This is a genomic window from Cupriavidus sp. 2SB (genome assembly GCF_005503625.1).
Lineage (GTDB): Bacteria > Pseudomonadota > Gammaproteobacteria > Burkholderiales > Burkholderiaceae > Cupriavidus.
This window is the reverse complement of record NZ_SCMX01000168.1, coordinates 1-1,757: the sequence shown is the minus strand read 5'-3', so window position 1 is coordinate 1,757 and position 1,757 is coordinate 1. Positions and strand designations below refer to the sequence as shown.

At 60.8% G+C, this 1,757-nt stretch carries 3 protein-coding genes; all 3 read right to left on the bottom strand.

All coding sequences use genetic code 11. The annotated features are described in order from the left end of the window. The coding region (locus tag FFS21_RS31860) for a c-type cytochrome (protein ID WP_137928648.1) at positions 1 to 488 on the bottom strand (488 nt) is incomplete at its 3' end. Between the two features lie 43 nt (positions 489 to 531). Then, positions 532 to 945 carry a DUF411 domain-containing protein gene (locus FFS21_RS31855; RefSeq protein ID WP_011229399.1) on the bottom strand — a complete coding sequence of 138 codons (414 nt, stop codon included), beginning with the start codon at positions 943 to 945 and terminating at the stop codon, positions 532 to 534. A gap of 44 nt (positions 946 to 989) precedes the next feature. Further along, positions 990 to 1,757: HAD-IC family P-type ATPase (locus tag FFS21_RS31850; protein WP_137928647.1), on the bottom strand; the 768-nt coding region annotated here is incomplete at its 5' end.

Here is a 1,757-nt window from a genome sequence, read left to right as displayed (position 1 = left end):
GCGGCCTGCACCTTCTCTGGCCAGGTGCTTTTGATGTAGGCCAGTACTGCAACGATGTCCTCGTCTGACATCGACGACTTGAAGGCCGGCATGTCGCTGACATAATTGCTCGGCGCAGAGACGCCTGGTACCAATCCATTCTTCGTGAGCGAGAACAGTATCGCGTCCGCATGGTGCCAGGTATGGCCTGACGCGTCGTGTGGTGGGGCCGGCAGCCGCCCACTTGGCAGCCTATCGCGCCAGTTCGGCTGCCCTTCCAGTTTGGCACCGTGGCACGCCGCACATGCCTGCGCATATAGCTGCCTGCCTCGCTCCACCCGCTGTAAATCCGATGTGTCGATGCGCAATTCACGCCCACTCCGTGCCCGATCGGGGATTTGCGGTGTCTCCAGATAGCGTTTGGCCTGCAGCGCGATGACCGTCGCGGCGACGGTACCTAACCCCAGGAGGCCGATGATCCTCCAGCGCGGCTTGTTGGATTCTTCCATGCAGCATTGTCTGGCGGCATTGGTGCCGCCAGCTCTGATTTCTTTAATCTTGGGAGAAGGGCTTGCCCTGGAAATCCACCGTGACCAGGCCGCCGTTCAGCTTGCCCATGCCCGGTGCGTTGGTCGGCATGCCAGGCACTGCGACGCCCTTGACTGCGCGATTGGCCACCAGTTTCTGGATAGCGGAGGCCGGCACATGCCCCTCAATGACCTGGCCGCTAGTTTCCAGCACGGCGGTGTGGCAGGAACTGAATGAGGCCGGCACCCCAAGCCGCGTCTTTACCGAGGTCACATCCGTCGAGTTGATCACCTTGGGGGGGAAGCCGGCTTGATTGATGTGCTTCACCCACTCTTCGCAACAACCGCAGTTAGGATCCTTATAGACCGTCATGGCAGGCGCCGCGGCATACGACGCGGCACTTCCTGCCAGGATGGCAGCGGCAAACAGGTATTTCATTAAAATATTCCTTGTACAGAACTTGCAACAACGATCGGCTCGCGTCAGACAGCCGTCCGCCTGAGCCTCAGCGCGTTGGAAATCACCGATGCGGAACTCAGGCTCATCGCGAGCGCCGCAATCATGGGGGACAGCAGCAACCCGGTAAACGGGTACAGGACGCCAGCGGCCAAGGGCACGCCAAGCGCGTTATAGACAAAGGCAAATGCCAGGTTTTGCTTCATGTTACGGATCGTCGCTTCCGAGAGGTTTCGGGCCCGGGCGATGCCGCGCAAATCGCCCTTGACCAGGGTAACCTGGGCGCTGTTCATTGCAACATCGGTCCCGGTGCCCATGGCGATACCCACATCGGCCTTGGCCAGTGCAGGTGCGTCATTGATCCCGTCACCCGCCATGGCCACCACGTCGCCAGCGTCCTGCAGTTGCGTCACCAACGCAAGCTTGTCGGCGGGCTTCACTTCCCCACGGAACTCGTCAATGTTCAGATTGGTGGCCACCGCTTTCGCTGTGGCGAGGCCATCACCGGTGGCCATGATCACGCGGATACCCTCGTCCCGCAGACTCTGCAACGCTTCTGGTGTCGAGTGCTTGATAGGGTCCGACACGGCAAGTAGCCCAGCCAGCGTGCCGTCAACGGACAGATACATGACGCTCGCTCCCTGTGCGCGCAGGTCCTCGGCTTGCGCACGCAACGGCTCAACCTGGACACGCTCCTCCTCCATGAGCGCCGTGTTGCCAATGGCGAGCCTTTTCCCGGCCACGATTCCTCGAACGCCAATCCCCGTGCTCGATTCAAAATTCTCAGCCTTCTC